Origin of the sequence: Streptomyces sp. TS71-3, assembly GCF_018327685.1 — a bacterium.
Classification (GTDB): Bacteria; Actinomycetota; Actinomycetes; order Streptomycetales; family Streptomycetaceae; genus Streptomyces.
This window is the reverse complement of sequence record NZ_BNEL01000001.1, coordinates 3,293,755-3,319,441: the sequence shown is the minus strand read 5'-3', so window position 1 is coordinate 3,319,441 and position 25,687 is coordinate 3,293,755. Positions and strand designations below refer to the sequence as shown.

Annotated in this window: 26 protein-coding genes; 20 read left to right on the top strand and 6 right to left on the bottom strand. The window is 72.4% G+C overall.

What is annotated here, in order from left to right:
- Nucleotides 1-53: 53 nt before the first annotated feature.
- From ribA to Sm713_RS13430, 8 genes are all read left to right on the top strand, one after another.
- Nucleotides 54-743, top strand: a complete 690-nt coding sequence (ribA, locus tag Sm713_RS13465) for a GTP cyclohydrolase II (protein ID WP_249416268.1) — start codon at nt 54-56, stop codon at nt 741-743.
- On the top strand, nt 740-2,461 hold the full coding sequence (locus tag Sm713_RS13460; RefSeq protein ID WP_212909874.1) for a WD40 repeat domain-containing protein: 1,722 nt from the start codon (nt 740-742) through the stop codon (nt 2,459-2,461). The genes ribA and Sm713_RS13460 overlap by 4 nt, the downstream gene beginning before the upstream one ends.
- Nucleotides 2,451-3,440, top strand: coding sequence for an SUMF1/EgtB/PvdO family nonheme iron enzyme (locus tag Sm713_RS13455; RefSeq protein ID WP_212909873.1), 990 nt, complete (start codon nt 2,451-2,453; stop codon nt 3,438-3,440). The genes Sm713_RS13460 and Sm713_RS13455 overlap by 11 nt, the downstream gene beginning before the upstream one ends.
- Nucleotides 3,437-4,492: a pyridoxal-phosphate dependent enzyme gene (locus Sm713_RS13450; protein ID WP_212909872.1), complete on the top strand. Its 1,056-nt coding sequence runs from the start codon at nt 3,437-3,439 to the stop codon at nt 4,490-4,492. Before Sm713_RS13455 ends, Sm713_RS13450 begins: the two co-directional genes overlap by 4 nt.
- A 3-nt stretch (nt 4,493-4,495) precedes the next feature.
- A complete protein-coding gene (gene epsC, locus Sm713_RS13445; protein WP_212909871.1) occupies nt 4,496-5,155 on the top strand; it encodes a serine O-acetyltransferase EpsC in 660 nt (219 codons plus the stop codon).
- Nucleotides 5,152-6,447: an ATP-grasp domain-containing protein gene (locus Sm713_RS13440; protein ID WP_212909870.1), complete on the top strand. Its 1,296-nt coding sequence runs from the start codon at nt 5,152-5,154 to the stop codon at nt 6,445-6,447. Before epsC ends, Sm713_RS13440 begins: the two co-directional genes overlap by 4 nt.
- Nucleotides 6,444-7,706, top strand: coding sequence for a flavodoxin family protein (locus tag Sm713_RS13435; RefSeq protein ID WP_212909869.1), 1,263 nt, complete (start codon nt 6,444-6,446; stop codon nt 7,704-7,706). Before Sm713_RS13440 ends, Sm713_RS13435 begins: the two co-directional genes overlap by 4 nt.
- A 178-nt stretch (nt 7,707-7,884) precedes the next feature.
- A complete protein-coding gene (locus Sm713_RS13430) occupies nt 7,885-8,319 on the top strand; it encodes a hypothetical protein (protein ID WP_212909868.1) in 435 nt (144 codons plus the stop codon).
- On the opposite strand, the gene Sm713_RS13425 is transcribed toward Sm713_RS13430, so the two are convergent.
- Together Sm713_RS13425 and Sm713_RS13420 are read right to left on the bottom strand one after the other, a co-directional pair.
- Nucleotides 8,316-8,591 carry a hypothetical protein gene (locus Sm713_RS13425; RefSeq protein WP_212912240.1) on the bottom strand — a complete coding sequence of 92 codons (276 nt, stop codon included), beginning with the start codon at nt 8,589-8,591 and terminating at the stop codon, nt 8,316-8,318. The two genes, Sm713_RS13430 and Sm713_RS13425, sit on opposite strands and share 4 nt — an antisense overlap.
- Nucleotides 8,592-8,682: 91 nt before the next feature.
- Entirely contained in the window at nt 8,683-9,714 is a 1,032-nt protein-coding gene (locus Sm713_RS13420) for an epoxyqueuosine reductase (RefSeq protein WP_249416267.1), read from the bottom strand.
- Between the two features lie 76 nt (nt 9,715-9,790).
- Between Sm713_RS13420 and Sm713_RS13415 the strand changes: the two genes are divergently transcribed.
- The gene (locus Sm713_RS13415; protein WP_212909867.1) at nt 9,791-10,234 is read left to right on the top strand and encodes a helix-turn-helix domain-containing protein; all 444 of its coding nucleotides are present in this window, start codon (nt 9,791-9,793) and stop codon (nt 10,232-10,234) included.
- 153 nt (nt 10,235-10,387) lie between these two features.
- Here the strand turns inward: Sm713_RS13415 and Sm713_RS13410 are convergent, their stop codons facing one another.
- The 4 genes from Sm713_RS13410 to Sm713_RS13395 form a co-directional block, all read right to left on the bottom strand.
- Nucleotides 10,388-11,152, bottom strand: coding sequence for an ALF repeat-containing protein (locus Sm713_RS13410; protein ID WP_212909866.1), 765 nt, complete (start codon nt 11,150-11,152; stop codon nt 10,388-10,390).
- A 188-nt stretch (nt 11,153-11,340) separates the two neighbouring features.
- Nucleotides 11,341-12,735 (bottom strand): PP2C family protein-serine/threonine phosphatase, encoded by a 1,395-nt coding sequence (locus Sm713_RS13405; RefSeq protein ID WP_212909865.1) that lies wholly within the window; start codon nt 12,733-12,735, stop codon nt 11,341-11,343.
- Nucleotides 12,735-13,538, bottom strand: a complete 804-nt coding sequence (locus Sm713_RS13400; protein WP_212909864.1) for an alpha/beta fold hydrolase — start codon at nt 13,536-13,538, stop codon at nt 12,735-12,737. The genes Sm713_RS13405 and Sm713_RS13400 overlap by 1 nt, the downstream gene beginning before the upstream one ends.
- A gap of 305 nt (nt 13,539-13,843) precedes the next feature.
- The gene (locus Sm713_RS13395; RefSeq protein WP_374195980.1) at nt 13,844-14,254 is read right to left on the bottom strand and encodes an STAS domain-containing protein; all 411 of its coding nucleotides are present in this window, start codon (nt 14,252-14,254) and stop codon (nt 13,844-13,846) included.
- A gap of 107 nt (nt 14,255-14,361) precedes the next feature.
- Here Sm713_RS13395 and Sm713_RS13390 point away from each other — a divergent pair, with 107 nt between their 5' ends.
- The 11 genes from Sm713_RS13390 to Sm713_RS13340 all read left to right on the top strand — a co-directional run bounded on the left by Sm713_RS13390 (nt 14,362) and on the right by Sm713_RS13340 (nt 25,680).
- The gene (locus Sm713_RS13390; RefSeq protein ID WP_212909863.1) at nt 14,362-14,691 is read left to right on the top strand and encodes a helix-turn-helix domain-containing protein; all 330 of its coding nucleotides are present in this window, start codon (nt 14,362-14,364) and stop codon (nt 14,689-14,691) included.
- A gap of 968 nt (nt 14,692-15,659) precedes the next feature.
- On the top strand, nt 15,660-16,685 hold the full coding sequence (locus Sm713_RS13385) for a nucleoside-diphosphate kinase (RefSeq protein WP_212909862.1): 1,026 nt from the start codon (nt 15,660-15,662) through the stop codon (nt 16,683-16,685).
- On the top strand, nt 16,678-17,436 hold the full coding sequence (locus tag Sm713_RS13380) for a YqcI/YcgG family protein (RefSeq protein ID WP_212909861.1): 759 nt from the start codon (nt 16,678-16,680) through the stop codon (nt 17,434-17,436). The genes Sm713_RS13385 and Sm713_RS13380 overlap by 8 nt, the downstream gene beginning before the upstream one ends.
- Nucleotides 17,433-18,596, top strand: a complete 1,164-nt coding sequence (locus Sm713_RS13375) for a GNAT family N-acetyltransferase (RefSeq protein WP_212909860.1) — start codon at nt 17,433-17,435, stop codon at nt 18,594-18,596. The genes Sm713_RS13380 and Sm713_RS13375 overlap by 4 nt, the downstream gene beginning before the upstream one ends.
- Before the next feature lie 40 nt (nt 18,597-18,636).
- A complete protein-coding gene (locus Sm713_RS13370; RefSeq protein ID WP_212909859.1) occupies nt 18,637-19,158 on the top strand; it encodes a thiamine pyrophosphate-binding protein in 522 nt (173 codons plus the stop codon).
- Nucleotides 19,159-19,164: 6 nt separating this feature from the next.
- The gene (locus tag Sm713_RS13365; protein ID WP_212909858.1) at nt 19,165-19,749 is read left to right on the top strand and encodes a thiamine pyrophosphate-dependent enzyme; all 585 of its coding nucleotides are present in this window, start codon (nt 19,165-19,167) and stop codon (nt 19,747-19,749) included.
- 4 nt (nt 19,750-19,753) lie between these two features.
- A complete protein-coding gene (locus Sm713_RS13360) occupies nt 19,754-21,823 on the top strand; it encodes an alpha-hydroxy-acid oxidizing protein (RefSeq protein WP_212909857.1) in 2,070 nt (689 codons plus the stop codon).
- The gene (locus tag Sm713_RS13355; RefSeq protein WP_212909856.1) at nt 21,820-22,512 is read left to right on the top strand and encodes a class I SAM-dependent methyltransferase; all 693 of its coding nucleotides are present in this window, start codon (nt 21,820-21,822) and stop codon (nt 22,510-22,512) included. Before Sm713_RS13360 ends, Sm713_RS13355 begins: the two co-directional genes overlap by 4 nt.
- A complete protein-coding gene (locus Sm713_RS13350) occupies nt 22,509-23,780 on the top strand; it encodes an MFS transporter (protein ID WP_212909855.1) in 1,272 nt (423 codons plus the stop codon). Before Sm713_RS13355 ends, Sm713_RS13350 begins: the two co-directional genes overlap by 4 nt.
- Entirely contained in the window at nt 23,777-24,805 is a 1,029-nt protein-coding gene (locus tag Sm713_RS13345; RefSeq protein ID WP_212909854.1) for a hypothetical protein, read from the top strand. The genes Sm713_RS13350 and Sm713_RS13345 overlap by 4 nt, the downstream gene beginning before the upstream one ends.
- A complete protein-coding gene (locus tag Sm713_RS13340; protein WP_212909853.1) occupies nt 24,802-25,680 on the top strand; it encodes a nucleotidyltransferase domain-containing protein in 879 nt (292 codons plus the stop codon). The genes Sm713_RS13345 and Sm713_RS13340 overlap by 4 nt, the downstream gene beginning before the upstream one ends.
- The last annotated feature ends 7 nt before the right edge of the window (nt 25,681-25,687 follow it).

Sequence of the window (25,687 nt, the reverse complement as noted above, 5' to 3'; positions counted from 1 at the left end):
ACAGGTGTCACCGGTGCCCTCCCACACCGTACTAACGGACGACGGGGGCAGAGGTGCGCGAACGCGACGAGGCGAACAACACGGTGGCCCGTTCCGCCGGCACCGGGGACGAGCCGCTGCCACCGGCCAGAATCCGCACCTGCGTGACGATCCCGCTCCAGCTCGGGCCGGACCGGTTCGAACCGGCCGAGGTCATCTCCTTCCACGGACTGGCCGACCAGGGCGAGCACGTCGCGGTGGTGTTCGGCGACGCGCGGGAGCAGGAGGTCCCGCTGATACGGGTGCACTCGGAGTGCCTGACCGGCGACGTGCTGGGCTCCGCGCGCTGCGACTGCGGTCCCCAGCTGCGGGAGTCGCTGGACCTGCTGGAGAAGGCCGGCGGAGTGCTGCTCTACCTGCGCCAGGAGGGCCGCGGGATAGGCCTCTACAACAAGCTGGAGGCGTACCTCCTCCAGGACGTCGGCATGGACACCTTCGCCGCCAACCGTGCGCTGAACTTCGGCGACGACCTGCGCGACTACCGGGTCGCCGCCCAGATGCTGTCGGCCCTGGGCATCCACCAGGTCGACGTGCTCACCAACAACCCCGACAAGACGGCGAGGTTGCGCGAGAACGGCATCGTGGTGCGGCGCAGCCAGCCGACAGGGGTCTACGTGACCCACGCCAACCGCCGCTATCTGATGGCGAAGATCGACCACGCCGGCCACGAGATCAACGTCGAGGACGTCAGGAGTGCGCAGTGATCGAACACAGGAGTCCCATCAGCGGTATCGCCACCTACGGTGACCGCTACGTCGCGACCGCCGGCTACGACAACCAGGTCATCCTCTGGGACCAGGCCGCGGGCAGCGCCCTGACCCGCGTCGTCCACGACCACCTGGCCAACCAGTGCAGCTTCAGCCCCGACGGCACCCTGCTGGCGACGTCCTCCAGCGACTACACCGCACGGCTGTGGTCGATACCCGACCTGCGCCTGCGTGCCGTTCTGGGCGACCACGACGACGACGTGGAGATGTCCACCTTCCACCCCGCCCGGGAGCTCATCGCGACGGCCTCCCGCGACCACCGGGTGCGGGTCTACGACTTCGACGGCCGGCTGGTGCACCGCTTCGAGGGGCACACCGCCGACGTGATCTCCGTCGAATGGGCCGGTGACGGCGACGAGCTGATCAGTTCGAGCGACGACGGCACGGTGCGGCGCTGGTCGCTGGCCACCGGCGGGCTCGTCGACACCATCGACCTCGGCGGCGTCGAGACCGACACCATCTCGATCGGCACCGACGGCACCCTCTACGCGGGCAACGACGACGGCGAGATCGTCGTGATCCGGGGCACCGACACGCGCGTCGTGCCCGCCCACGCCGCCGGCATCAAGCGGCTGGTGCTGGACGGCGCCCGCAATCTGATGGTGAGCCTCAGCTACGACCGGACCATGCGGCTGTGGGACACCTCCGCCGGTGACCTCACCGAGGTCGACAAGGCCGACATCCCCGACGACGTGTGGCCGCGCTCCTGCGCCTTCGGCGCCCGCCAGACCCTGGTGTTCGGCACCTTCGGCGCCACGTACCGCACCTACGACTACGGCGCCCGGCAGTGGCTGCCCACCCGGGTCCCGCCCACCTTCGGCGTGAACGCCGCCTGCGCCCACGACGGCGGCGTCATCAGCGTCGGCGACGCGGGCATCGTCATGCACGACGGGGCGCCGCGCACCGAACTGGGCAGCCTCTGCAACTTCCTGACGCCGTTCGGCCCCCTCGTCATCACCGGCGGCCAGCTCGGCAAGGTGATGGACGCGATCGGCGGCCGCCTGCTGCACCAGCACAAGTCGCCGCTCAACTGCGGTGCCGCCTTCGTCCGCGACGGCGCCCCGCACGTCGTCGTCGGCGCCTACACCGGCGAGGGCCTGGTGTTCCGGCTGACCGGGGACGGCGGGCTCCAGCACGTCGAGGGCATCCGGCTGCACGAGAACGCCGTCAAGGGCGTCGCCGCCTCCGACGACCACATCTTCTCGGTGTGCGCGGACACCAGCGTGGCCTGGCACGACGTCCGCACCCTGGAACTCGTCCACCGCATCGACGGCGCCCACGACCGGATCGCCAACGGCTGCGTGGCGCTGGCCGGCGGCCACTTCGCCAGCATCGGCCGCGACCTCAAACTCCGGCTGTGGGCACCGGACTTCACCTGCACCACCATCGACACCCCGCACACCAACTCGATCAAGTCCATCGCCGCGGACGGCACGGGACGCCTGATCGCGACCGGCTCCTACCACGGTCACGTCGCCGTCTACGACCGCGAGCGCGGCGCCTTCGGACCGGCCCTGCGGCCCACCACCTCCGGCATCTCCTCGCTGTCCTACGACGCCGGCCGCGGCCTGTTCCTGGCGAGCTCCTACGACGGCCGCGTCTACGAGATCGCGGGGACACCGGATGAGACCGCGGGGACACCGGATGAGCACTGACGTCCTGCCCGCGGTACGCAACCCCAACGAGGTCTCCGACCGGGAGGCCATGGGCCTGCCGGGCCGGCTGGTGGAACGGCTGCCGCACGACGTGTTCGCCGCGCACCCCGACCTGTTCACCCGTCCCGTCCGGCAGCTCGCCGAGCTGTGCGCCGATCCGGCCGAGCCCTTCGGGCGCCGCTACGCGGCCGGGGGCATCCTCGGGCTGCGCGGCGACCCGCGGATCAGGCCCGACGACCCGGAGCTGGTCGACGTGCCCGCCGGCACCGCCGAACTCGGCATCCCCGAGGACCAGGTGGCGTCCGTCGTCGAGCGGTGGGCGCGGTACGGGGTGGTGGACTCCTGGATACGCAAGGAGTGCCCGCGCCACCGCGTGGACGTCGCCGCGTTCCGGATCATGCGCTACCCGGTGACCAACCTGGAGTACCGGCGCTACCTCACCGACACCGGCTCCCCCGCGCTGCCCACGTCATGGCAGTTCGGCGCGTACCCCCTGGCACGGGCCAACCACCCGGTGTGGACGGTGCGGCCCGAGGACGCCGACGCCTACGCCGCGTGGCTGTCCGCGCGCACCGGCCGCCGCTTCGAGCTGCCGACCGAGGCGGAGTGGGAGTACGCGGCCGGCGGCGGCGACGGCCGCGAGTTCCCCTGGCCGGGCGGCTTCCTCGACGACCACGCCAACACCGTCGAGCAGGGCCCGCTGGACACCACCCCGGTGGGGGTCTACCCGGCCGGCCGGACCCCGTTCGGCGCCGATGACATGGCCGGCAACGTCGAGGAGTACACCGCCGACGACTACCGTCCCTACGACGGCGGGGCGCCCGTGGACGACGACCTGCTCGTCACGCGCGGCAGCTACCGGGTCGCCCGCGGGGGCAGCTTCACCCGCTACGGCGACCTCGCCCGGTGCGCCCGCCGGCACGGCTGGTTCGACCGCCCGATCTACGCGATCGGCTTCCGATTGGTGGAGCGCCCATGACCGTCCCGCCCGACACCACCGACCCCACCGCGCCCGCCGACGACCAGCTCCAGCGACCGTTCACGCCGCGGGAGCCCGAGGACGTGCTGGACTTCGCCGAGGTGCACAAGCGGTATCCGGCGATGGCCGACTTCCACGCACGGCTCGGCGGCACCTCGCTGCGTGAGGTGCCGTCCGTGCCGGGCGGCGCGCGGATCCTCGCCAAGTGCGAGTGGGAGAACCCCAACGGCTCGGTGAAGGACCGCACCGCCTACGCCCTGATGGCCGACGCCCTGCGGGGGCACGGCGACCGGCCGCCCGAGGAGCTGCGCCTACTCGTGTACTCGGGCGGGAAGCTGGCCTCCGCGATGTCCCTGCTCGGCCAGCAGACCGGCGTGCGGACGAAGTTCGTGCTGATGTCCACCAGCCCGCCCAGCCTGCTCGCCCTGCTGAAGGAGCGCGGCGCCGAGGTGGAACTGGTCCCCACCAAGGGCGGGTTCCTCCAGACCATCCGGGCCTCCCAGCGCATCGCCGCGGCCGAGCCGGGCTGGACCGTCGTCTTCCAGCACGCCAATCCGGTCAACGTCGCGATCCACCAGCAGACCACCGGAGGCGAGATCCTCGCCGACCTGGGCGACACCCGGCCCGCCGCCTGGCTCGCCTCCATCGGCAGCGGCGGCACCTTCGTCGGCGTCCTGCGGGCGCTGCGCAGCCGGTTCCCGGACGTGCGCGCGATCGGCGTGACGCCCGAGGAGGCGCCGTACGGCGCCCTCGGACCGCTGCCCGGAAAGCCGACGTACGAGGGCTCGGGCGGCCACGGATACGGCATCCGGCAGCCGTTCGTGAAGGCACACGACGACCTGGTCGAGGGGCACCGCCATGTGACGCTGCCCCGGGCGCTGCAGGGCATGGGCGAGTTCCACGACCTGACGGGCGTGAAGATCGGCAGCTCGTCGGCCGCGAACTGGCTGACGGCCAGGGAGGTCGCGGCGGAGCTGCCCTCCGACGCGGTGGTGGTCACGGTCTTCGCGTGTGCCGGCCAACCCGAGCAGTGGTCCGAACTGGGGCGGTGAGCCATGAAGAGCCTCGCGCGGATCCGCGAGGACATCGCGGTGGTCGTCGAGCGCGATCCCGCCGTCACGTCCACGGCCGAGGCGATCCTGTCGCCGCACCTCATCGCGCTGTGGGCGCACCGCGTCTCGCACCGGGCGTACCGCGCCGACCACCGGCTGCTCGCCCGGCTCATCTTCCTGGCCGGCCGGTGGCTCTCCCACGGCATCGAGATCCATCCCGGTGCGCGGATCGGCAGGCGGCTCTTCATCGACCACGGCTGCGGCACGGTGATCGGCGAGACGGCTGTGATCGGCGACGACGTCACGCTGTACCACCAGGTGACGCTCGGCGCGCTCGGGTGGCGGCGCGACAACCTGCGGCCGCCGGGCCAGCGGCGGCATCCCGAGATCGGATCGCGGGTAGTGATCGGTGCGAACTCGGTGCTGCTGGGCCCGCTCCGGGTCGGCAACGACGCCCGGATCGGCGCGAAGGCGTTCGTCATGGACGACGTCCCGGCCGGCGCGGTCGTCGTCGCCAGGCGCAGTGAGATCATCGCCCCGGGCGGCCGGGGCCATGCCCGCGGCCAGGACGGCGCCGGACCCGGCACCGCCGGCCAGAACGGCCAACATCACAACGGTGGCCGGCTCGCCGCCTCGCTCTCAGAGCCGGAGAAGGAGACGTGACCACGGTGCGGCAGCCTGCCCTCGTCATCATGACCTCGCTCAAGATGATCATCCGCAACCTCCGGCTGGTGGAGTACGCCAAGGAGTCGGGAGTGACCCCGGTCCTGCTGTTCACGCAGGGCGGGGACGAGAAACGGTTGCGCGAGCTGATGGCGGACCCCGGCCATCCGCTGTCCGCGCTCGGCGACCTCTGCCCGGTCGCGGACCCGTCGCCGGCCAGCACCATCGCCGGGGTCCAGCCCGTGCTGCGGCGCTACGACGTCCAAGGGGTGCTGTCCTGCGGCGAGTACTACGTCGAGGCGGCCGGCGTGCTGGCCCACCTGCTCGGCCTGCCGGGGTCGGGCTGGCCGGCCGCCGCGGTCAGCCGCAACAAGATGTTCCAGCGCACCGCGCTGCCCGACCTCTCGCCGAGGTGGCAGGCGATCCACCCCGGTGACCGGGACGGCCTGGACCTGTCCGCGGACGCCTGGCCGGGCCCCGTCGTGCTGAAGCCGGTGAGCCGGATGAGCAGTTCCGGCGTACGCGCACTGGACTCCGTCGACGAGGTCGCCGGCGCGGTGGCGGGCTACCCCGAGCACGAGACGCTGCTGGTCGAGGAGCGGGTGTCCGGTCCCGAGTACTCGGTGGAGAGCCTGGTGCAGGGCGGCGAGCCGATCTGGTCGGGCATCACCGAGAAGCTCACCAACGAGACGGGCGGGCCGACGTTCACGGAGATGCGGCACACCGTGCCGGCCCCCGAGCCGGCCCCCGGGCACTTCGCCGAGCTGTCCCGGGTGCACGCCGAGGTGCTGCGGCGGCTCGGCTTCCGCGACGGCATCGCGCACGCCGAGTACCGCGTCACCGAGGACCGGGTGGTGCTCATGGAGGTGGCGTTCCGCATCCCGGGCGACGGCATCTCCGCGCTGTGGGGACTGGCCACCGGAGGCTCCGTCGAGGAACGGCTCGTGGACCTCGCCCTGGGCAGGCCGACCAGCTACCCCGAGGCCCGCCGCCGGGTCCGCCACCTCTTCCTCGACCACCCGCACGGCACCCTGGTCGACATCCGCAGCAAGGGGGCCGAGGTGAGCTGGACGACCTCCGACGAACGATGGCCCGAGCTTCCCCCCGCCGAGCCCGGCGCCGCGCCCCGCTGCTGCGCCGTGATGACGCCCCGCGTGCCGGGTGACCGGCTCGGCCCGATCGTCGACTCCGGCGAACGGTCGGTCTCGGTGATCGTCGACGCGCCCCTCGACGCCGACATCGACGCGGTGGCCGAGCGCGCCGCCGAGGACGTGGAGATCATCACCTCATGAGCGGTCGTCCCCTCAGCGGTCGTCCCATCGGCGACCGGGACCTGACCGCGCCGAACGTCGCGGTCGTCTACCACTCCCGCAAGGGCACCGTGCGCTCGCTCGCGGCGGAGGTGGCGTCCGGCGCCGAGAGCGCGGGCGCGAACGTCAGGCTGCGCAGCGTCCTGGCGGAGGCCGACCGTCCGGGTGCGGACCTCGCGCACCTGGACGACCTCGTGTGGGCGGACGCCGTGGTGTGGGGCACGCCGACGCACTACGGCAACGTGTCCGCGCCCCTCAAGGAGTTCATGGACACCACCGGGCCGTCCGGGCTGTGGAAGTCCGGCAGGCTGGCCAACCTCGTGGTCTCGGGCGTGACCAGCTCGACGAGCCTCAACGGCGGCCAGGAGGGCACCCTCCTCAGCCTGCACCGGATCATGTACCACTGGGGAGCGCTGGTCACGTCCGCCGGTCCTCCGGAGGGCTCCGCCGACGACTACTGGCACGAGACCGGCGGCAACCCCTACGGCCTGTCGGTGCGCGCCGACCCGCAAGGCAAGATCAGCCCGGCGGCGGAGGCGATGGCGCGCTCCCTCGGCGCGCGGATCTGCGATCTGGCCGCCCGCGTGCGCCACCTCCGCCCGCACCGGGCCGAGCGGTCAGGTCCGCTGGAGGAGGGCTCGGCCCCGCCGGCCGAGCGGTCGAGCCTAGTTCCCGCCGGCGGCCGGCGCCTGCTGGTCGCCTTCCAGTCGGGCGACGACAGGCTCCGGGCGATGGCGGACGCGCTGGCCGCCGGCGCCACCGAGGAGGGCGCCGAGACCAGGCTCCGGCACGTGGACGGTACCGAGATCACGCCGGCCGACGTGGCGTGGGCGGACGGCATCGCCTGGGGGGTGCGGGCCCGCCATGGCGTGCTCCCCTCCAGCCTGTCCGCCTTCATCGAGAGGACGCAGGGCGAGCTGCCTCCTTCCGGCTACCAGGGCAAGGCGGTGACGGCGTTCGGCACGACCCTGAACGCGCACGCGGGCGGCGAGTCCACGCTGCTGTCCGCGTACACGGCGATGCACGAGTGGGAGGGGGTCGTCGTGGCCCCGGGCTACACCGACCCCGTGGTGAACGCCGCCGGCGGCAACCCGTACGGCACGCTCCACCACCCCGGCATCGACCCGCCCGAGCAGAGCGTCGCCGGCGCCGCCCGCTACCAGGGCCGCCGCCTGGCCCTCGCCATGGCGGCGCTGGCCGGTGCGGGGGCGGGTCGCCGCGGCGGGGAGAGGGTCGCCTGAGCTGCGCTGATCTGCCGCTCTCCGTCTCAGCGGACGCACCGGGCTCACGAGAGGTCCGGGCTCACGAGGTCAGGGGCGGGTGCCTGGGATGAAAAGGGCCGGTGAAGTCGGCTGAAGTGATGAGGTCTGGCTGAAACCATCCGGTGTGTAGCGATCCGCAACCTCTTGGGAGAAAGCCATGCGCATTCTCACGGCAGTCGGAGCCGTTGTCGCCGCCGGGGGCCTCACCATCGGCCTGATGTCCCCGGCGACGGCGGCCGGGCGCGACCCCAGCAGGACGGTGTCCGTCAAGACCAGGGACAGCGGCGCGATCGGCGCCACCGGCGCCTTCTGGGGCGATGCGAACGGGCGGGACAGCGACAATCCCGAGGTCCTGGGCGCGTGTGACAAGCAGGCGGACGGCTTGCGCGCCTGGGCCAAGGCGACGTGGAAGGCCGGCGGGACCTCGCACTCCAGGACCGCGGAGGACGCCAACGGGGCCGAGCTGGGCACCTGCAAGAAGACCGTCCTCCCCAACGTCAAGGACGGGACGACCGTGCACATCCAGGTGTGCCTGAAGCACGGGCACCACGGCACGCACCGGTACTGCGGCAGGGGAACCGGAGTCGCCTAGGCGACTCCGGTTGTGATCCGCCGGAGCGGCCCTGGTCCAGCCAGACCACCATGCCGGTGAGATCCCCCCAGCACCGCCGCGACCCCGGCCCGTACCGCGCGGCCGGCCCGTTCCGGGGTGAAGGTCGCGGGGTCGTACGTGGCGGACATCCCCAGGCCCTCGCCGCGGAACGACGCACCGGTCCAGCCGGCGGCGGAGCCGCACCCGCCGGCCAGTACGAGCGTCGCGACCGCCGCGGCCAGGGTGCAGGCGGGCGGGGGTCGGGAGCGCATGCGGAAAGCGCTCCGAGGTGGCCGGCGCCCCGGTCGGTCGACGACGGCACCGGCCTCCGGGAGCCCGCAGGGGCCGTCCCGGGCAGAGGCCTCAGCCTTTCGCCCGCCAGTCGCTCACCACTTTCGCCGTCTTCCGGGGAAAGCGGCGTTCGACGTACTCCTTCGCGGGGGAGTCCGCGGTGACGTAGACGGTCTCCTCCTTGTCCTGGAGGGGGCGCAGGACGGTGTCCATGAACCCCTTGCGGTCCTCCAGATACGGGGCGAGGACGTCCTCACCCGCCGGGCAGACCGCCATGCAGTACGCGGCCTTGTAGTTCGCCTTGAACGACAGGCTCTGCCACATCGAGGCGTTCTCCGAGTCGGTGACCCGGGACCGGAAGTCGGCACCGTCCTCGCTGTCGGCCACCGTCTCGACCCAGTCGGTGAATCCGCCCATGAACTCGCGGTAGTTGTGCGTGGAACACGCGGCCGGGTCGAACGAGCCGTCCTTGCCGATGGCGCCGACCGGGCACGCGGCGACGCACAGTTTGCACTCCAGGCAGGGGTTGTAGTCGAGTGCCCGGCCGTACTCGCTGACCTCCGCGTCGACGAGGAGCGTGGCGAGCAGGACGAAGTTGCCGAAGCGCGGGTGGATGACGTTGCGGTGGATGCCCATGGCGCCGAGCCCCGCGGCCACCGCGACCGTCTTGTGCGCCACCACCCAGATGCGGCCCGGATAGCGGTCCATCTCCATCGGGAACGTGGCCGAGGGGTTGACGGCGCTGTGGCCCATGTCCTGGAGGGCCCGGGTGATGTCACGGGCCGCCTCGTTGATGATCTCGCCGCTGCGGTGGAACTCCTGGTTGGCGATGCTGCGCGCCGGGGAGCGTACGTTGTCCCGGTTCATGCGCACCACCAGCGAGATCAGGCTGCGGGTCGCCGGCAGGGCCTCGCGCACGTACCCCAGCTCACCGGCCAGGTCCGGATGGTCGAGCGGGACGGCCGCGACGTCGTCGGCGCCGGCCCTCAGGCACAGCTCGCGCAGCCACGTCGCGTCGATCACGCCCGGCGGCGGCTGCTTCCCTCGCGCGAGCACCTTCTGCACGGACGGGTGCCGGGCGATCTTGCGGGGCAGCTCGGACACGACTCCTCCTGGTGAGTTGTGAATTCAAACCCACCATTCCACGTGCTAAGTTGGAAAACAAGACCAGGAGGTGCCCATGGCTGCCAGGCCCTGCTCGATCGCCAACGCGCTGGATGTGATCGGCGAGCGGTGGAGCCTGCTCGCGCTGCGCGAGGTGCTGCTCGGCCAGCGGCGCTTCGCCCAGATCGCGGCCAACACGGGAGCGAGCAGGGACATCCTCGCGACCCGGCTGCGCAAACTGGTCGACCGCGGCGTGCTGGCCAAGGAGCAGTACGAGGAGCACCCGCCGCGCTACGAGTACGTCCTGACCGAGGCCGGCCGCGCGCTCGCGCCGATCCTGCACGAGCTGATGCAGTGGGGTGACACGTACGTCACCGAGGGCCCCGCGCCCACCGCCTGGGAACACTCCTGCGGGGCCGAACTGCACACCGTCAACGTGTGCGTGCACTGCGGGGAGCCGGCCAACCCCGGCGAGTCGAAGCTCGTCCGGCTGGGCGGGGTGCCCCAGGCGCCCCGGTAGGACGGCTGCCACACCGGCTTGACGGCCCTGCCCGGGGAGACAGGCGCCCTGCCCCGAGGAGCGGTCCGACGGACACCGCTGAACGGCGGCGCGGGGCCGGTGCCGTCCCCGTGAGGACGGAGGACGGCACCGGCCCCGCGCCGAGGACGGGGGTCAGTCCACCTCGTACTGGCCGTGCTCCAGGAAGTACCGCAACGCATCGGGCGAGCCGTCGTTCAGGGCCTTCACCGCGGCCGCGCGGAGCGCGTCGCTGATGGTGGGGTCGGCGAGCATGCGGAAGATGGCGACGCTGTCGTCCTCGGCCTGGGCGAGGCGGTAGCCGGTCTCCCGGAAGGCGCGCAGGGCCTCGGGCGAGCCGTCGCTCAGGGCCTTGTCGGCCTCCCTGATGACCGCCTTGTCGTTGTTCTGCTGCGCGAGGTAGAGGATGCGGAAGATGGCGACGCTGTCGTCCTCGGCCTGCGCCTTGCGGTAGCCGGTCTCCAGGAAGGCACGCAGGGCGTCAGGGGTGTCCTCGTCCAGGACCTCGTTCGCCGCCGCGATGACCGCCTTGTCGTCGTTCTGCTGGGCGACGTAGAGGATGTGGAAGACGGCGACGCGGTCGTCCTCGACCTGGGCTGTCCAGCGGCCCGTCTCCAGGAAGTAGCGCTGGTCCTCGATGGTGCCGTCCATGGCCGCCTGAGCGGCGGCGTAGACGGCCTTGCCCGTGCTGGGGTCGCCGATGATGCGCAGGATCGCGATCCGGACGTCGTCGTCGGACATGTCGTCCACCGGCGTGGTCGAGCCGCCGGGGTCCGTCGTCGCCACCACCGAGGCGGACGGGCCCCCGGAGGGGCCGGCGGCGAAGGCGGGCGTGGCGAGCAGGAGCGCCGGCGTCAGAACGGCGGCCGCGACGGTCACGGCAGCACGGGTACGTCTCACGTGTGAACCTTCCTTGGGAAGCGTCGAGAGCAGGGACCTCACACACCACCGGCGGATGGCACACCGGTCTGCGGGCCCATGCGGCCGTCATCGGGAACCAGCGGCACACTGCCCTCCCCAGTCCAGCGCCTCGTCCACCAGTACATGCATTTTCGCTCCGGTTATGCCGGAGATAACGCCAGATGCGATCACTCTTGACGTTTTTTTGTCACCGTTCCGGAGGGGACCCCGAGGGCGAGCAGGGCGGCGTCGTCGGTGAGGCCGCCGCCGAAACCGGCGAGCAGGGTGGTCAGTGCGGCGACCGTCTCCCGGGGCGTGGCGGGGGCCCGGCCGGCGACGAAGGCGCGCAGGGCGTCCTCGCCGTACAGGCCGCCTCGGCCCGGTCGGGTGCGGGCCTCGGTGAGGCCGTCGGTGTAGAGCAGGATCGTCTCGCCGGGGGCCAGGGTGATCCGTGCGGATCCGATCGGCGCCGCGGGCAGGACGCCGATGAGCAACCCGTCGGGCGTGGGCAGGAAGTCGGCCCGCCCGTCGGCACGCAGGACGAGGGCGGGAGGGTGCCCGCCGGAGGCCAGCCGGACGGTGGCGCCCGCGGGTTCGGCGCACGGTTCGACGGTGCCGAAGACGCACGTGCAGTAACGGGGGTCGTCACCGGTGGCGTACCGCTCGTACAGGACGGTGTTCAACGTCGTCAGGGCCGCGGCGGGCTCGGGGTCGTGGAGGGCCGCGGTGCGCAGGGTGTAGCGCGTCAGCGAGGTGAGGGAGGCGGCCTGGGGCCCCTTGCCGCACACGTCGCCGAGGAAGAAGCCCCAGCGTTTGCCGTCGATGGGGAAGAGGTCGTAGAAGTCGCCGCCGAGCCGGTGGGCGGCGGCGGTGTGGTAGTAGGCGGCCGTCTCCAGTCCGGGCACGACCGGCAGCGAGGCCGGCACGAGGGACTGCTGCAGTACGTCCAGCGCCTCCACCAGCTGGGACTCGTGGGCCTCGGCCTGCCGCCGGGCCTCCTCCGCCTCCGCGAAGGCCCGCTCGGCCTCGGCGCGCGCCCGCTCGGCCTCGGCACGTGCGCGCTCGGCCTCGGCACGTGCATGCTCTGCCTCGGCGCGCGCGTGATCGGCGTCCTGGCGGCGGCGCACCAGTTCCTCTTCGTAGGTGCGGCGGTCGGAGGCGTCGAAGACGGTGGTGCGGATCAGCAGCGGGTCGCCTTCGGTGCCGTACTTGATCATGGAGGAGACCAGCACCGGCAACAGGTCGCCCAGCGCCGTCCTCATCTCCAGGACGATGCCGGACAGTTCCCCCCGCATCCGCAGCAGGGGCGCGAAGTGCGTCTCGTGGTGGATCTTCCCGCCCATCGTGAGCAGGTCGGTGAAGTGCAGACGCCCCACCACGGCCTCGCGCCGCAGGCCGAGCCAGCCCAGCAGCGTGCCGTTCATCTTGACGACGGTGCCGTCCATCATCGTGGAGAGGTAGCCGCAGGGGGCCGCCTCGTACAGTTCCTCGACGCTGTCCTCCAGCAGCGCGGTGAACGCCTCGTCCGTGCCCGCGCCGTCGCCGACACCGGACGGCTCCGGCTCCTCGCTCACGCGGCTCATCACAGCAGTCCGTCCAGGAAGTCGAGGATCGCGTCGACCGTGGCCCCCGGGGCGCTCAACTGCGGGCAGTGCCCGGTTGCGTCCAGCGTGACCAGGCGGGAGGAGGGGATCGCGGCGTGCACGTAGGCGCCGACCTCACGCGGTGCGATCACGTCCTCGGAGCACTCCAGCACCAGCGTCGGCACCGTCACGCTCGCCAGCTCCTTGCGGCTGTCGGACAGGAACGTGGTGCGGGCGAAGACGCGGGCGGCGTCGGGGTCGGTCGCGCAGAAGCTGTTCGCCAGCTCCCGGCCCAGCTGCGGCCGCTCGGGGTTGCCCATGATCACCGGGGCCATGGCGGACGACCAGCCCAGGTAGTTGGCCTCCAGCGAGGCCAGCAGCTCGTCGATGTCCTGCGCGCTGAACCCGCCGCGGTACCCGTCGTCGTCGACGTAGCAGGGCGAGGGACACACCATCACCAGCGCCCCGATCCGCTCCGGCGCCGCCTGCGCGGCCAGCACGCCGACCATGGAGCTGACCGAGTGGCCCACGAACACCACGCGTTCGAGGTCCAGTTCGGCACAGACGTCGAGCACGTCCTGCGCGTAGCCGTGCAGCGACGCGTACCGCTCCGGGTCCCACGCCGAGGGATCCGAGCCACCGGATCCGACGTAGTCCAGCAGCACCACGCGGTACCGCTCGGCCAACGCGGGCACGGCCAGGCGCCACATGTGCTGGTCGCAGCCGAAGCCGTGGGCCAGCATGACCACCGGTCCGTCGACGCGACCGGTGACCGTCACGTTGTTTCTGCGGCGGACGTCCATGCCGCTTTTCCTCCTGTCGGGTTCGACGCCACGGCACGCGGGCGCGTCGGGTGCGTCGGCGCCCGCGGCAGCGGGGCGACACAGGTCAGGGAAAGGGATCGCGGCCGGTCGATCACGGCCACGGACATGTCCCTCCGCCGGCGTCAGCCGCCCGCGGAGGGTGCCGCGGGGGACCTCGCCCCGGGCGGCAGACGAGAAGCCACCGGTGGCGGAGGGAAGGCCCCCGGCGGCAGGGGCCCCCGGGCTGCAGGGGAAGAAGGACCCGGCAGCCGGGGGAAGGAGATCCCGGCAGCGGGACGGCGCTCTCAGGAGGCGGCGGCGTCCTCCACGGTCGCCCGTACTCCGAGGACGGCGCCGGTTCCCGTGATCTCGAACAGCCGCGACAGCTGCGGCCCGGGGGCGGCCACGCGCAGGGTGGTCGCCCTGTGGACGCGGATCAGCAGATTCAGGAACGACGAGTCGGCGAAGGTGACACCGGAGGCGTCCACGACCACCTTGGGGTTCCTCTTGGCCGCCGCGACCAGCGCTTCCTCCAGGGATGCGATCGAATCCATGTCGTACGCGCCGTACGCGACGACGACCCAGGCGCCCTGCCATGCGTACTGGAGCACGGAGCTCGGAGCCGGCGCGCGCCCGCCGGCCCGGTCGCCCGAGTGCTCGCGGCTTCCGCCGGCGTCGTTTCGCGGCCGGGGCAAGACGGCCTCGTCCAAGGACACGTCGTCCTCCTATGGCTTATGACCTCTGCGGAAACACGTCAGATAAACCACGACAAGTATGTCACGTATCTAGGTTCCGGCAACACCGCTCCGGTAAAATGCGGCGCATGGTTGCAGTGCCCGAGCCACACAGCGGATGGACGTTCATCACCAGCCACGCACGCGTGCTGGCGGCGATCGCCGACGATCCGAACGCCCGGATCCGGGATATCGCCGCCCACTGCCGGCTGACGGAGCGCGCCGTCCAGCGGATCATCTCCGATCTGGAGCAGGACGGTTACCTCTCGCACACCCGCGAGGGGCGCACGAACATCTACCGCATCGAGCCGGGCAAGCTGCTGCGCCACCCGGCCGAAGCGGGGCTCTCCGTGGCCGCCCTGCTCTCCCTGCTGGTGCAGGACGAGACCGACCGGGCGAGGAAGCCCGTGACGCGGTAGCTTTCGGAGGCGCGGACGGAGGCGGGCCCCCGGGAAGCCGACGGCACGCCCGTGGACGAGTGCGCGGGCCGGGCTCCGGCAGGCGCGCGGGTGAGCGCCGGCCCAGCAGCCGGATGCCGGGCGGCTCGTGACCGCCCGCCAGGCCCGCCGGCCGGCCGGGCTCGTGCCGATCACCGAGCGGACGCGGGCGGGGGCGGGGTCCCGACGCCTCCGCGATCACACCTCACCGCGCGGCACCCACTCGATCCGGCCACCCCAGGAGCTGTCCGGATCCGCACCCCGCCCCGGCACCCCGGCGACCTGCCGCGACGGGCTCCGGACCCTCCGCCACCTCGGATGTAGCCCCGCAGGCGCAGGCATGCCCGCCGCAACGCACGGCCCCGTTAACGCCATGGAGCGAAAGCATCAAATCGCCCACACGTCGGCATAGCCCCCCACTGATCCGGCTGCAAGATCTCGATGACACATATTCAGCCGTCAACTGCCCACCCACCCAGGGGTGCTCATCCATGGACATATGGCCTGAAGCTCACACCCGATCGCAGCTTGCCGGCTGATGTACCTCCAGTTGACACCGGGATAATGCCGGGCAAACTCGACGGAAAGCGCCCGTGAGACAGGGTGGCCTGACTCACTTCCCCCGCTTACCGATCCCATTGACCAACCGGATCTCTCTCCTTAGTTTTGCTCGGTACGTAACGCATGTGACGCATCCACCGCAGAGTGGATGCCGATAGGGCGAAATGATCCCGGCACCGCCAGAGGACAAGCGCCACATTCCTCCACGCGCTACTCGACGGCTATGCGAGGTGCCACACGGCGGCACCCCATGCCGCTTTCCCGTAACACCGGCCCGCATTCGACGCGGGCCCTGCGCACGTCCTCGACTGCACGTGTAAGCAGCACCGGCCAGCAGAACACGCGCTATTGCAAGCCCCGCACACAGGCGTGAAAGGGTGTGAAAGACCGTGGACTGGTCCCGCAGCGTAGTGGTGGTGGTGAGCCCGGACTCCTTCATTCGCGGCGTGGGCCGCCGGGTCGTAAACGAAGTATTGAGTTCCGGTTGTGAGGAAATCGCGGCCCGGGTCGTGCAACCGGGCAGTATGCTTCTCGACGTCATCTACGACGACCTCGCCCGGAACCGAATATATTTCGGCACCTACCGGTACCGCGCCATCGACGCTCTCTACGGTCTCGGCCCGTCCCTTGCACTCCTCCTGCGAGGCTCACCCGGTATCCACCGGCACTTCACGGAGCTCAAGGGGTCCGGTGCGCTGGAGAAGGCCTCCCCCACCTCGCTCCGGCTCCGGTTGGGCGCCGTCAACACGATCCTGGGCCTCCTGCACGTCTCGGACAGCCCCGAGGAGGCCGAACTCGACTGGAGGACCTTCTTCGTCAGGGACTGGAACAACCTGGGCTCCGGCGAGCTGCCCGACGCCCCCGACCGCCTGGCCACCCCTGGGGCGCGGCAGCTCGCCCGCCTCCTCGACAGCCCGCCCGGCACCGCGGAGAACCGGGGCTTCCTCCAGGTGCGGGACCAGCTCAGGCGGGGCCTCGTGGCGCACCTGTGGGAGCTCCTGCCGCAGGCCGAGGCCGCCCCCCTGGCCCGGCACCTGGCCGCGCTCGACGGGGCCCCGCTGAGCGGCGAGTTCGTCACGCGGATGGCGGAGAGCCTGGACGGGGCCGCCGATCTCCTGCTCAGGCGGGCACTCACCGCGTCCTTCACTCCGGACGAGCCGCCGCTGGACACGGCCAGGCTGTGGCGGACGCTGGAGGGCCACGGCATCACGGTCGACCCCTGGTCCCGCGCCGTGCTCACGACCTGCCAGCACTTCCCGCCCCTCACCCGCCCGGAGGCCCAGCGGGAGTCCGCGCCGGCCGCGGACGCACCCGCTGTGGACACCCCTGCCGCGGACACGCCCCCCGGTGGCGCGCCCCCGACCGGCGCCCACCCGCTCACCTCCTCCGGCACGGAGCCCGCCGCACATGTCTGAGACGGCGACGGGGCGCCTGTGGGCCGGCGGGGAGGAAGCCGCCCCGAGCGGCACCCCGTCATGGGCCCTCGAAGAGCGGCAGCGGGTACGCGGGACCCTCCTCGGCGGCCACCCCACCCCGTACCCCTGCCACTTCGGGTCGATCGGCGAGAACAGGGCCGCCAACCACTACACCCACTGGGATCTGCGCCGGAATTCAGCGAGCGAGGCGGAGGCCGTGGCGCGTGATCTCGGGACGTTCGTCGGGATGCAGCGCGCACTTCCACAAGAGCGTCTTTCGCTGCTCATCATGGCCGGGCCGCCCGAGGCGGACGGGGATTTCTCGTGGTACCGCGACCGGTTCTGGCACATACTCTCCGCGCTTCATGAGCGCGACCCCGGCCCCTGGCCCGCCCACGTGCCGGACGACCCTCGGGACCCGAAGTGGGAATTCACCTTCGCGGGAGAACCGCTCTTCACCTTCGGTACCTGTCCCGCCTACGGTCCGCGCCGCAGCCGGACGCTCGGCGAATGCCTGGTGATCGGCGTGCAGTGCAGAAGCGTCTTCGCGTCCATCAGCGGTTCGACGGCGGCCGGACGCGCGGCGAAGAAACGTATCCGGCGCAGCCTCGCCGCGTACGAGGACGTCCCCCTGCTCGCGGACGCCGGTGATGGCCAGGGCTCCACGGCAGAGAAATGGAAACAGTATTTCCCCGAGATCGACGGCGGGCCGCTGAGCGGAAAGTGCCCTGTCCGGTGGGAGAAACGGTGAAACAACAGGAGACGGCAGCCGTCCGCACCCACGCCCCGGTTCTCGTGGTCGACGAGGAGCTTCCGGACCGGTGGCCCGACCGCACCTTCCTCACCTCGCCCGCGTGGCTGAAGATGATGGGCGACCGGCCGCCAGGCCGCGGCTACTTCTTCCGGCTCGTACAGGACGGCGTCACCGTCGCCGCGACCACGGGATACCTCGTCGACGACCCCGACTGCTACGAGTCGTTCAACATCCACGACCTGCTGTGGCGGGACCCTCCCGTCTTCCCCGACCAGGTCAGGCCGCCCACCCGGGTCCCGGAGCGGGCCGCCCTCTTCCCCTTCCTCGCGATCGTGCAACCCGGCTACGACTGCGACGTGGTCACCGGGGTGCCGTCCGCGCGGGAAGCGGCCCGCGGCCTCCTCGCCGAAATCACCCGGTGGGCGCGCCGGGCCGGCGCGGTCTGCGCGGCCGTGCTCTACGCGGCCGGTTCCGCGCTGCCCAGGGCGCTGGACGCCGACCCGGCCTGGCACCGGTGGAGCGGCACCGTGCGGTCCGTCCTCGACGTGCCGGCCGGAGGCTTCGACGACTACGTCGCGGGGCTGCGGAAGACCAGCCGCCAGAAGGTCCGCTGGGACCTGCGCGACCTGGCGCGCGCCGGGGTGAGCACCACACGTGCCGACGCGGCCGGGCTCGGGGAGGTGGAGATACGGCTGCGGATGAACCTCGTGGCCAAGTACGGCGGGTACAGCGGGCGGGACGTGGAGCGGGCGAGGCTGGAGCGGCTGCTCACGCTCTTCCCCGCGGACCGCCTCAGGCTGTTCCACTGCACCACGGCCGGCGGCGACGTGGTGGCCTTCAGCCTCTTCATCGCGTACGGCGAGCAGTGGCACGTGTTCTGGTGCGGCTTCGACTACGCGAACCCGGCGTCGCGCAGGACGTACTTCGACGCGATGTTCTACTCCCCCGTCCGCGTCGCGCAGACCGAGGGGGTCCGGCTGATCGACTACGGCCTCGGCTACGAGAAGAGCAAGAAGTGGCGGGGGTGCCACGGCGCACGGCGCGACATCTGGATCACCGATCTCGGCGGGGACCTCACCCGCTGGTTGGAGCCCGCCGCCCCGGGCGGCGGACCGGAAGGAACACCGACACCCGGCGCGGACGGCACCGCCGGGTGACCGAAGCCACCGCCGGCCGACTGGAGAAGTGGTCTTGGACGTGAGCGCCACACAGCAGGCAGCCGAGAACTCCGCACTGATCGAGGAGGTCTTCGCAGCGGGGTACGACTTCATCACGGGCGTGCCGGACTCCTATCTGGCCGGTTTCCTGAGCGCGCTGGCAGCGCACGAGCGGGCCGGCGAGTGCTTCCTGCCCGGGACACGCGAGGACAACTGCGTCGGGCTCGCGGCCGGGGCCCGCCTCGCCGGCGCGACACCGCTGGTGTTCATGAAGAGCGCGGGGCTCGGGACCTGCGTCGACGCCCTGACCAGCCTGGCGCTGGTCTACCGGATCCCGGTGGTGCTGCTGGTCTCCTGGGCCGGACACGACGGCCGCGACGTGCCCCACCACAACGTGATCGGCCGGCCCGCCCCCGCCGTGCTGAAGGCCCTGGGGATCCCCGACCTGCGCTGCCGGTTCGGCGACACGGCGGGCATCGCGGAACACCTGCGCGCGGCGCTGAAGGAAGCGGCCCGCGTCCGCGGCCCCGTCGCGGTGCTGTGCGCGCCCGAAGGAGCGTGAGAACGGATGCTGACCAGAGACGACGCCCTCACCCGGATCGCCCGCACGGCCGCCGCCTGCGACGCCGCGGTGTTCATCGGCAACGGCCTGGGCCCGAGGGCCCTGCACGCCATCGCCGACCGCGACGAGAACTTCTACATGATGGGCAGCATGGGCCTCGCCCTGCCGCTGGCCATCGGGTTCTCCCGGCGGTCGGGCAGGACCGCGCTCGCGGTCGAAGGCGACGGGAACACGCTCATGGGCATGTCCGCCATGCCGCTGGCCCCGGCCGCACGCGGCCCGCTCGTGCACATCGTCCTCGACAACCAGGTCTACGAGAGCACCGGTGGGCAGCTCTCTCCCGCGCCCGGTTTCTCCTTCGTCTCACTCGCGCGGGCCTGCCAGTACGCGACGGCGGTGTCGGTGACGGACCCGGAGGCGTTCTCCGCGGCGCTCTTGGAGGCGGCCGGCGCGCGGCAGCCGGGCTTCATCCACGTACGCACGGCAGCCGACCCGGGGCCGCCACCGCCCCGGGTCCCCCACCACCCGGCGGACATCACCGCCCGGTTCACCGCCGCCATCGCACGTGCGACGCCTGACGAAACGAGGTGACCACATGAACGACCTGCGCATGGGAGTAGGCGTACACAGCCCCATCACGGCGCTGCTGGCGGAGGAGGCCGGCGCCGACGTCCTGTGGCTCGGCAGTCTGGAGATGTCCACCAGCCTCGGAGTACCGGACCGGGAGGTCCTGGAGCCGCACGAGATCGCCGGGATCATCCGCTCGGTGCGGGCCGTGACCTCGCTGCCGATCTACGTCGACGCCGACACCGGCCGGGGCAGCGACGAACTGGCCGTCCTTGCGACCAAGCTGTACGAGGAGGCGGGCGCCGACGCGATCTGTGTGGAGGACAACCTCTTCCCCAAGCGGAACTCGCTCGACGACCGCGTCGGCGGCCGGGAGCTGCTGGACCCGGAGGCCTTCGCCGGCCGGATCTCCGCCATGGCGGCCGCCCGCCGCTCCCTGAAGGTCATCGCCAGGACCGAGGCGCTGGTGGCCGGCCACGGCGTGGACGCGGCCGTCAAGCGGCTGAACCGTTACGCTGCCGCCGGCGCGGACGCCCTGTTCGCGCAGGCCAACCGGGCCAGCGCGGGCCAGCTGCTCCCCGTGGTGGAGAAGATCGCGCCGCTGCGCCCCATGGTGCTGGCGCCCACGGTGCTGCCCGGCACCGACGCCGAGGCGTTCGCGGCGTACGGCCCGGTGACGGTCCTCTTCGCCAATGTGATCATGCGGAGCCTGGTGGCGGGGACCTCCCGGGTGCTGCGGGAGGTGATGAGCTCCCGGCGGCTGACCTCGGTCTCGTCGGAACTCGCCGGCGTGGAGCGGCTGTTCGAGCTGACCGAGCGGGCCCGGGCGGCCGGGCGCGGCCCCGGGTCCGGCGCGCGCGAATCGGGCGGGCCGGCCTCCGGGGGACCGGCATCCGGGGGGCAGACGCTCAACGGAGGGGCGTCCGGCGAGCAGACATCCGGCGGGCAGACATCCGGCGGGCAGACATCCGGCGGGCAGGTGTCCGGCGGGCAGACGCCGGGCAGGCAGCGACCCGGCGACGCCGGCCGTGAGCGGGCCCGGTCGCTGATGGCCGGGGCCGCCTTCGACTACTGCGCGGGCGGCGCCGGGGACGAGTCGGGGATGCGGCGCAACGTGGAGCGCCTCGACGCCCTCACGCTCACCCCGCGGGTCCTGCGTGACGTCTCGGAGCGGAGCACCGCCACCGAGCTGTTCGGCAGGCGGCTGGCCGCGCCGGTCCTGGTGACGCCCATGGGGCTGCAGGCCCTGTGCCACCCGGACGCCGAGGTCGCCTCCGCGGCGGCCGCCGACTCGCTCGGTCTCGGCTTCGCGCTGTCCATGTTCAGCTCGCGGCCCGTCGAGGACGTCGCACCGGCCGCGCCCGGTCTGTGGCAGCAGATCTACCTGCTGCGGGAGCGCGAGGTCAGCTGGTCGATGCTGCGCAGGGCCGAGGAGGCCGGGGCCGGCGCGGTGGTCTGCACCGTGGACGTGCCGGTCGTGGGCCGCCGCAGCCGGGACGCGCGCAACAAGTTCAGCCGGTTCGACGCGGCACCGCCCGCCCTCGTGCGGGACCCGGCCTTCCTCGGCCTGCTCGGACACCGCAGGAAACGCACGCCCGCGCTGACCGCGGCCGACCTCGTGTCGGAGCTGTTCCCCGACCCGGGGGTGTCCTGGGCGGACCTGGCGAGCCTGCGGTCGCGCACCCGTCTCCCGCTGGTCGTCAAGGGGATCCTGCACCCGGCGGACGCCGAGCGCGCAGTGGACGCGGGCGCCGACGCCATACAGGTGTCCACGCACGGCGGCCGGCAGTCCGACCGGCACCTGGCGGCCGTGGACGCGTTGCCCGCCGTGGTGTCGGCGGTCGGCGGCCGGGTGCCCGTCCTGTTCGACTCCGGGGTACGCAGCGGGGCGCACATCGCGTCCGTGCTGAGCCTCGGCGCCAGCGCCGTCCTCGTCGGCAGGCCGGTGCTGTGGGGCCTCGCGTCGGGCGGCCGGGAAGGCGCCGCGAAGGCGCTCGCCTCCCTGCTGACCGAGTTGGACCACACCATGGCCCTCCTCGGGGCTCCCGCCGTCACCGACCTCGGCCGCGAACTGACCGGACCACAGGGGCGATCATGACCACACCGCACACGGACGGCAGCACGACGGCGCACCGCCACTGGGACGAGGTCTGGAAGACCAGTGGCGGCCGCGCCGACTGGTCCACACCCGACCCCTGGGTCGCGGACACCCTCGGCCTGCTGCGCGACCGGCAGGTACGGGACGTGCTGGACCTGGCGTGCGGAGTCGGGCGGCACGCCGTCTTCCTCGCCCGGTCCGGCTTCGCCTGCCGGGCGGTCGACGCGAGCGGCACCGCCATCGAGCAGAGCCGTGCGGCGGCCGAGGCGGCGGGCGTGGACGTCGATCTGCGGATCGGGCCGATGAACCGCCTGCCCTATCCGGACGACCACTTCGACTACGTGCTGGCCTTCAACGCGGTCTACCACGGCGACCGGGACGCGGTGCGCGGCCATGTACGCGAGATCCACCGGGTGCTGCGGCCCGGGGGCCTGTACCAGCTGACCATGCTCTCGCGCCGCAACCACGAGCACGGCAAGGGGATCGAGATCGGGCCGGGCGCCTTCGTGCAGCCCGAGGCGACCGACGACAAGGTGCATCCGCACTTCTACTGCGACGCCGCGGAGCTGATCGCGATCAACCGGCCGGCGGCGCTGCTCCGGGCCCACGACGAGGAGCACGCGGCCCCCGGATCGTTCCACTGGCACTGCCTGTTCGAGCTGGCCGGGGAGGCAGGGGGGCGCGAGTGACCCGAGAGCGCCGGTCGGCGCTGCTGACGCGGATCGGGCGCCCGGCGCAGCTCCAGCCGTTCAGGGAGAGGAACTTCCGGTACCTGTGGGCCGGGTTCGCCGTCTCGCTCCTCGGCGACGGCATGATGTTCGTCGCCCTGCCGTGGCTGGTGCTGTCGCTGAGCGACACCACCACGGCGCTGGCCGCGATCGGCGTGGTGATGGCGGTGACCGCCCTGCCCGCCGCCATCCTCGCCGGCACCTGGGTGAACAGGTACGGCGCCCGCAGGGTCATGCTCGCCGGGGACCTGCTGCGCGCGGGGATACTGGCGTCGATCGGGCTGCTGAGCCTGACGGACTCGCTCCCCACCTGGTACCTGTACGTGGGGCTGGCCGTCTTCTCCGCAGCGGAGGCCGCCTTCGTACCGGCGTTCAACACCATGGTGCAGTCGCTGGTACGGGCCGAGCACCTGGTCGGCGCCAACTCCGTCGACCAGATCATCCGCCCCCTGATGTGGCGGCTGATCGGGCCGGCCCTCGGCGGCGCGCTGGTCGCGAGGTCCGGCGCCGACTGGGTGTTCGTGGCGGACGCACTGACCTTCGTGGTGTCGTTCGGCTTCCTGCTCGGGGTCGGCGCCGAGCGCGGGCCGCTGGAGCAGCAGGAGCCCGGGAGCCTCCTGGCGCAGAGCGTCGACGGCTTCCGCTACATGTGGCGGCAGAAGTGGCTGCTCTACGCGTTCGCGGCCGGAGCGGTGACCGTGATCTGCGTGATGGGGCCCTGGAACGTCCTCGTGCCCTTCATCCTCCACGGCGACGCGGCACACGGCGCCGAGACCTACGGGCTGGTGCTGGCCGTCGGCGGGGTCGGCCAGATCGGCGGCGCGATCCTCGTCGGCGGGCGGTCGCTGGACCGGTGGACGCTGCTCTGGCTCTACCTGGCGTGGGGCGCCATGGCGGGCGGGCTCGTGGGGTTCGCCTTCGACGCCTCGCTCGTGCCCGCGCTGATCGGGAGCTTCGTGATCAACGCCGCGCTCGCCGTCTCCGCGGTCCTGTGGGGGGCGCTCCTGCAGAGCGCCGTGTCACGCGCCTACGTGGCACGCATGTTCGGGATCGACTGGGCGCTGTCCCAGGTACTCGTGCCGATCTCCTACTCGCTGACCGGCGCGTTCGCCGGGATCACCTCCACCGGCACCACGTTGCTGGTGGCCGCCGTGGGCGGGCTGATCTGTGTCCCGGCCGTGCTGGTCGTCCGGCAGGCACGGCACATACCGGAGATGAGGAACCCTTGAGCGACGACACGGACATCACCACGGCTGCCCGGGACGGCGGAACCCGCGTCGCCGCACCCGAGGGCACGGCCGGGGCCCCGGGTACCGCCGGCGCCACCGGTGCCACCGGTGCCACCGCCGACGACCTCACCGCACTGCTCGGGCGGCGCTTTCCCTGGCCCGAGGGGAGCGGAGTCCTGCTGGCCGGGTCCACCGCCGAGGGCGTGGCCATGCGGGGCTCCAACGTGAACGTGCTGGTACTCGACGCACCGGACGACTGGACGCCGGACCACGAGGGCGACGGGTCGGTGCTGCGGCCGATGAGCCTGGCCCGCAACCACCTGTTCCCGGGCGACCCCGCGGTCAACATGGACGTCGTACGGGCGGGCCCGCTGCGCGACCTGGCCGACCTCGCCTCCGGCATGTCCCGGATCCAGGACCCGGGCACCCCCGACCTCGAACTCCCCGTGCTCGACGCCCTGGAAATCCGGTTCCTCGCAAGGCTCCGCGGTGGCCAGGTGCTCCACGGGACCGGGGCTGTGGAGCGCTGGCGGCGGCAGGCGCACGTGCGGTGGCTGCCCGCCTTCCACTGCGCGACCACCTACCTCACGGCCGACCACTTCCGCCGCAAGGCGGGGACGGCCCATGCCGACGGCCTGCCGCTGGACGCCGCGGTCCTGTTCCGGCTGGCCGTCGAACACCTGCTCGTCAGCGCGCTGGCCGCCGAGGGCCGCGTGCTGCACGAGGTGAAGAACCTCGGCCGGAACATCGGCGCCGTCCTCGCGACCGCGGCCCGGCCGGCACGGCTGTTCACGGAGGCCGGGAGCCTCCTGGACCACGGCACGGAGCCCGGTCCGGCGCTCTTCGCCCGGTTCGACGCATGCGCCGCCGACCTGCTCCGCGGAGTCGGCGCCGCCCCGCACGGCCGAACGGCGGCGGACTACCTCGCGGGACAGGGCCACGCCGCGGCGGAGCACGGCCGCGTCCTCGTCGAACAGGGCCACGTCCAGACGGAAGAGGGCCACGTCCGGGAGGCGGGGACATGAGCACGGCCGAGTCGAAGGTGAAGGCCCCCGAACTCCCCCCGGCGGTCCGCGACGTCGTGGACGGCCTGGCCGCGCTCCCCTCCGTGCGGTCGGTCCGTGTCGCCGGCTCGCGCGCCCGGGGCAACCCCACCAGGCCCGACAGCGACTGGGACATCCTCGCCTACACCGACGCGCTCCCGGCCCCCGCCGAACTGCGCCGGGGGCTGCCGCCCGGTGCCGGATCCGCGGGCTTGTCCGAGCTGCACACCGCGAACCGCGGGCACCCGTTCGAGGAGTCGGAGTACACGGTCCCGGTCTCCCCCAGGATCGACGTCTGCCTCCGGCCACTCGCCCATCTGCGGCGGGAGGAAGAACAGGCCGCCCGTGGCGCGTTCACCGTGCACTCCTACCCCAAGACCGCGGGCGGCGTGCCCTCGTACATCCTGCTGAGCGAGGCCGCGCTCTCGGCCCCCGTCCACGGTGACGTGGGCGCCCCGGCCTGCCCCGACGCGCTCGTCGCCGCCGCGGTGCCGTGGTGGCGGGGGCGGGCCTGCTGCGCCCTGCTGCTGGCGATCGACCACGTCGCGGCGGGCGAGACCCTGGGCGCCCTGGAGCACGTGCTCGCCGCTGCCACCTTCCTCGCGCACTCCAGGCTGATCTCACGGGGCCGCTGGTACCCGATCACCAAACGCCTGCTGGGCGAGGCCGGCGCCGTCGACGACGGGGCACGCGAGCGGCTGGCCGGACTCTCCGCCGGCGGGCTGACCGGCGCCGTGGTGCGCCAGGTGGCGGACGACCTGGGCCTCGACGTGGACGACGGACTCGACTGGCTCGCCAGGGGCGAGCACATGGGCCCCGGGCAGCGCCGGGACCCCGCGCGTATCGGCAACCGCTAGAAGGAGA